4 protein-coding genes and 1 pseudogene are annotated in these 5,398 nt (G+C 70.3%); all 5 read left to right on the top strand.

Annotation, left to right across the window (positions count from 1 at the left end):
• Window positions 1–112 (top strand): annotated as a pseudogene (locus ADL08_RS07805) (ATP-binding protein); the annotation flags it as partial.
• A gap of 339 nt (window positions 113–451) precedes the next feature.
• Window positions 452–3,787, top strand: a complete 3,336-nt coding sequence (locus ADL08_RS07800; protein ID WP_053641331.1) for a nitrate- and nitrite sensing domain-containing protein — start codon at window positions 452–454, stop codon at window positions 3,785–3,787.
• Between the two features lie 7 nt (window positions 3,788–3,794).
• Complete coding sequence (locus tag ADL08_RS07795) at window positions 3,795–4,208, top strand: roadblock/LC7 domain-containing protein (RefSeq protein ID WP_026057603.1); 414 nt, start codon at window positions 3,795–3,797, stop codon at window positions 4,206–4,208.
• A 106-nt stretch (window positions 4,209–4,314) separates the two neighbouring features.
• Window positions 4,315–4,863: a DUF742 domain-containing protein gene (locus ADL08_RS35220; protein WP_078968047.1), complete on the top strand. Its 549-nt coding sequence runs from the start codon at window positions 4,315–4,317 to the stop codon at window positions 4,861–4,863.
• The coding region (locus ADL08_RS07785) for a GTP-binding protein (RefSeq protein ID WP_053641332.1) at window positions 4,844–5,398 on the top strand (555 nt) is incomplete at its 3' end. The genes ADL08_RS35220 and ADL08_RS07785, both read left to right, overlap by 20 nt.

Below are 5,398 nucleotides of genomic sequence, written 5' to 3'. Positions count from 1 at the left end.
CCAGATCGGCCCCGACACCCCCATCATCACCACCGACGCCCGCCACCGCGCCGACGCCAAGAGCGCGCTCATCACCCTCGTCGAGCACGCCCTCATGGCGCGGCTCAAGTAGGAGGACGGTCCGGGCGGTTGCCCTGCGCCGCCGCCGGGGGCGGTCTGTGTCGTTCGACACGACCGCCCCCGTGTTCATAACGTTTCGACAGAGAATTGGGGCGCCTCGGACACCCGACGCATCCGATCGGTGTCACAGCGCTCACATGAGCCCCGCTTTTTGGCGGGGCTCGCTCTTTATGCCCGTTTTATTCGCGGCCTGGACCACTGAAAGTAGCGGTGTCCCACTGTTTGGAAGGGACCCCCTTCACGTGCTGCAATTCATGAACTCCCGAGTAGTACGGCCCTGAACGAAACACCGGCACAACGTAGGTGCCGACGCCGAGAGGTTGTTGGTCGAGTGAGGCGAAGCAAGGAAAGCTCCGCGGAGCAGGAGACGCGGGGCAACTTCACGCCGCCGTCGCGCACAGCGGTGTCGCCCGCGGACGTGCCCGTCACGCCGCCGCCCGTCGAGGCGGCCGGGGGGAGCTCCAGCAAGCTGTCGCCCCGCAACTGGCGGGTGCCCACCCGGCTGAACGCGATCCTCCTCATACCCGTGCTCGTCGGCCTCGTCATGGGCGGCTTCCAGGTCAAGGGGGCGATCGACACCTGGCAGGAGGCCCAGGACGCCGAGAAGACGGCGCTCATCGTGCGCGCCGCCTCGGAGTACAGCACCGCGCTGCTCAACGAGCGGGACCTCACCGCCGCTCCGCTGCTGGTCGCCAAGGGCCCCGAGGACCGCAAGGCCGACGAGGTCCAGCGCGCGTACGCCGCGACCGACGCCGCCCGCCTGAAGTTCGACGAGGCCGCCAGGAACCTGCCCTCGGGCCAGGGCCTGGAGCGCCGGCTGCGCCTGTTCAAGGACGAGGAGCCGAAGCTGGAGGCGCTCCGCAAGAGCGCCTACGCCCGCTCCTACGACCCGGTGAACACCCAGCTCGCCTACACGGGCGTCCAGCACTACCTGACCGAGTTCTCCAACGAGCTCGGCCTGGGCACCGGCAACGTCACCGCGTACGGCCGCAGCGTCTACGCGATCCAGCTCTCCAAGGGCGCCGAGTCCCTCCAGCGGTCCATCGGCACCCAGCTGCTCGTCCGGCCCAGCACCACCGAGGCCGTCTTCGCCCAGCAGTCCGTGGCGTTCAACTCGTACAACTACCTGGAGCAGATCGCCCTTGGCGAGTTCAGCTCCGGCGGCATGCCCGAGGACGTCGAACTCCTCAAGAAGGTCATGGCCGGCAAGGCGGCCGAGGGCGCCAAGCAGATGCAGTCGGCGGACGTCGAGCTGCCCAAGGGCAAGGACGGCTCCGTCTACTCCGGCGTGGCCACCGCGATCGGCACGGCCAAGGGCCCCGACGGCATCGAGGCGCTGAAGGCCAAGGGCATCACGCCCGAGACCTGGATGGCGATCGCCACCGCCAAGTTCGAGGGCTACAGCGAGGTCGAGAAGGCCCTCGTCGACAAGGCCGTGACCGAGGCCGTCAAGATCTCCGACGAGGCCAAGACGGACGCCTGGCTGAACGGCGCCATCGTCGTCGTCGCCCTGCTCGCCGCGTTCATCCTGGCCGGGATGATGGCCCGGCAGATGAGCCGCTCGATGCTCACCCTGCGGACCGCCGCCTTCGGCATCGCCGAGCAGCGCCTGCCGATGCTGGTCGACCAGCTCTCCCGCACCGAGCCGGGCCGGGTCGACACCCGCGTCCAGCCGATCCCGATCGACTCCCAGGACGAGATCGGCGAGGTCGCCCGCGCGTTCGACCAGGTCCACCGCGAGGCCGTCCGGCTCGCCGCCGAGCAGGCCATGCTCCGGGGCAACGTCAACGCGATCTTCACCAACCTCTCGCGCCGCAACCAGTCGCTGATCGAGGGCCAGCTGACCCTCATCACCGACCTGGAGAACAACGAGGCCGACCCGGACCAGCTGGAGAACCTCTTCAAGCTGGACCACCTGGCGACCCGTATGCGCCGCAACGGCGAGAACCTCCTCGTCCTCGCCGGCGAGGAGCCGGGCCGCCGCTGGGACCAGCCGGTCCCCCTGGTCGACGTCATGCGCGCCGCCTCCTCCGAGGTGGAGCAGTACGAGCGCATCGAGCTGGCGGGCGTCCCGGAGGCCGAGATCCACGGCCAGGCCGTGACCGACCTCGTGCACCTGCTCGCCGAGCTCCTGGAGAACGCCACCACGTTCTCCTCCCCGCAGACCAAGGTCCGCGTCACCGCGACCCGTCTCCCCGACGGCCGCGTCATGGTCGAGATCCACGACAAGGGCATCGGCCTCACCGCCGAGGACTTCGCGGACATCAACCACAAGCTGGCCAACCCGCCGACCGTGGACGCCGCCGTCTCGCAGCGCATGGGCCTCTTCGTGGTCGGCCGGCTCGCCGACCGGCACGGCATCCGGGTCCAGCTCCGCCCCTCGGGCGAGCAGGCCGGGACGACCTCGCTCGTCATGCTGCCGGACGCGATCACGCACGGTGGCGGTGGCGAGCAGCCGATCCAGGACGACTTCACCGTCTCCCAGATCATCCCGGAGCAGCAGCAGCCGCAGCAGAACGCCTTCGAGGCCGCTCCCGCGCAGCCGATGCTGACCGCGGCCGACCTCGGCTTCGACGACTCGCGCTACGAGCAGCAGCCGGACGGGGAGCAGCAGAGCCTCGACCCGGTCGACCGCTCGCTGCGCCGCGAAGGACGGCGTGCCGCCCTGGGCGACCGGGCGCAGACCGGCGACCGGCCGCTCTTCCGCGACGAGGCGGAGCAGCAGCAGGAGTACGGCCGGGCCCAGGAGTACGCGCAGGAGCAGCCCGCCCAGGGCCAGGAGTACGGCCAGGGGCAGCCCGCCCAGGGCCAGGAGTACGGCCAGGGGCAGCAGCGGGCCCAGGAGTACGCGGCGGCGGAGTACGCCCCCGCGCAGGAGTACGGGCAGCCGCAGCAGCAGCAGGAGTACGGCCAGGAGTACGCGGCCGGCTACCCGCAGCAGGACGGCTACGCCGGCGGGGCCTCCCACACCGGGGGCTACGCGGCACCGCAGCAGGGCTACGAGGCGTACCCGCAGCAGGGCTATGCGGAAGCCTCGTACGAGAGTCCGGCAACCGAACACCAGCAGTACGACAATGCGTTCGATCCCCAGTCCCACCAGGCGGAGTGGCCGGATCAGAACGCCTACCAGGGCGGTTACGCGCAGGAGTACCGGCCGGAACCGGAATCTGCTCCGGCCGCTCCCGAACCGGCCGCCGACCGCGTAGGCTTCGACCGTCCGGGTCCGACTCCGAATCCCGCCCCGGACGCCGGTCACGCGCTGACCGACGCCGGACTGCCGCGCCGCGGCAGCGTCGCCCCGCCGACGCAGCGGACGCCGCAGCCGGCCGCGCCCGCGCAGCCGGAACAGCAGCAGAACGAAGCCGGCGGTTCCGACGAATGGCGCTCGACCAACGACGAGCGCTGGCAGCGGGCCGGAAAGCTCAAGGACCCGAAGGCGGGCGGGGTCACCTCGTCCGGTCTCCCCCGACGCGTCCCGAAGGCCAACCTGGTCGAGGGCACGGCTGAGCAGACCCCGCAGGGCGGCCCCCAGGTCTCCCGCGCACCCGAGGACGTACGGGGCAGGTTGAGCAACCTGCGCCGGGGCGTTCAGCAGGGACGCAACGCGGGAACGGACACGAACGGATCGGGCCTCGGCCCCGGCAGTACCTACAACCAGGAGCGTTAGTGTGAGCATGAGCCAGGCGGCGCAGAATCTGAACTGGTTGATCACCAACTTCGTGGACAACACCCCCGGGGTGTCGCACACGGTGGTGGTCTCCGCCGACGGACTCCTGCTGGCGATGTCCGAGGGCTTCCCCCGGGACCGCGCCGACCAGCTGGCGGCCGTCGCCTCCGGACTGACCTCGCTGACCGCGGGCGCGTCCCGGATCTTCGAGGGCGGTGCGGTCAACCAGACCGTGGTGGAGATGGAGCGCGGCTTCCTCTTCATCATGTCGATCTCGGACGGCTCCTCGCTGGCCGTGCTCGCCCACCCCGAGGCGGACATCGGTCTCGTGGGCTACGAGATGGCCCTGCTCGTGGACCGCGCGGGCACCGTCCTGACCCCCGACCTCCGGGCGGAACTCCAGGGCAGTCTTCTTAACTAACAGTTCTCAACCAACAGACGGACAGTGCGTTTCGCGCCACCGCCCCGTAAGGTGCGGTGGCGCGGCTCCAAGGGACATGGACCGCGAGGCAGTCGGAGGAGGAAACGTGGGAACACCCCCGGGCGGGAGCCCTTACAACGGTTATGACGCGCACCAGGCACCGCTGGGCGACACCGCGCAGAACCGGTTCAACTTTCCCTCCGCACCGAGCGGACAGGGCGCGTCGCAGCCCTACCGGCAGCCGCACGCCCCGGCGGCGCCCGCCGGACCGTCCGCCTCGCGCGGCCCGTCCGCCTCGGGCGGTTCGGGCGGGCACAACCCGCTGGTGCGTCCGTACGCGATGACCGGCGGCCGGACCAGGCCGCGTTACCAGCTCGCCATCGAGGCGTTGGTCAGTACGACGGCCGATCCGTCCCGGCTGCAGGGACAGTTGCCCGAGCACCAGCGGATCTGCCGGCTCTGCTTCGAGATCAAGTCGGTCGCCGAGATCTCGGCACTTCTCTCCATCCCCCTCGGCGTCGCCCGAATCCTCGTCGCCGACCTGGCCGAGGCCGGACTCGTCGCCATTCACCAGCCCGGCGGCGACGAGGCCGCCGGCGGTCAGCCAGACGTGACACTGCTCGAAAGGGTGCTCAGTGGACTTCGCAAGCTCTAGCGGCGGCGCGGCCCGTTCAACCACCAGCGCGAAGATCGTGGTGGCGGGTGGCTTCGGCGTGGGCAAGACCACGTTCGTCGGCGCCGTCTCGGAGATCAACCCGCTGCGTACCGAAGCCGTCATGACGTCCGCCTCCGCGGGCATCGACGACCTCACCCACACCGGCGACAAGACGACGACGACCGTCGCCATGGACTTCGGCCGCATCACGCTCGACCAGGACCTGATCCTGTACCTGTTCGGCACCCCCGGACAGGACCGCTTCTGGTTCATGTGGGACGACCTGGTGCGGGGTGCCATCGGCGCCGTCGTCCTCGTCGACACCCGCCGTCTCGCCGACTGCTTCCCCGCGGTCGACTACTTCGAGAACTCGGGCCTGCCGTTCGTCATCGCCCTCAACGGCTTCGACGGCAACCAGCCCTACCAGCCCGAGGAAGTCCGCGAGGCCCTCCAGATCGGCCCCGACACCCCCATCATCACCACCGACGCCCGCCACCGCGCCGACGCCAAGAGCGCGCTCATCACCCTCGTCGAG

The organism is Streptomyces sp. NRRL F-6492, assembly GCF_001280125.1.
Taxonomy (GTDB): domain Bacteria; phylum Actinomycetota; class Actinomycetes; order Streptomycetales; family Streptomycetaceae; genus Streptomyces.
Note: the sequence above shows the minus strand (reverse complement) of the source record. Positions and strands in the feature narration are given on the sequence as shown.

Bases quoted from the DNA above. Each gene is read 5' to 3' on its own strand.
- ADL08_RS07795 (WP_026057603.1), top strand. From the start codon at position 3,795: ATGAGCCAGGCGGCGCAGAATCTGAACTGGTTGATCACCAACTTCGTG.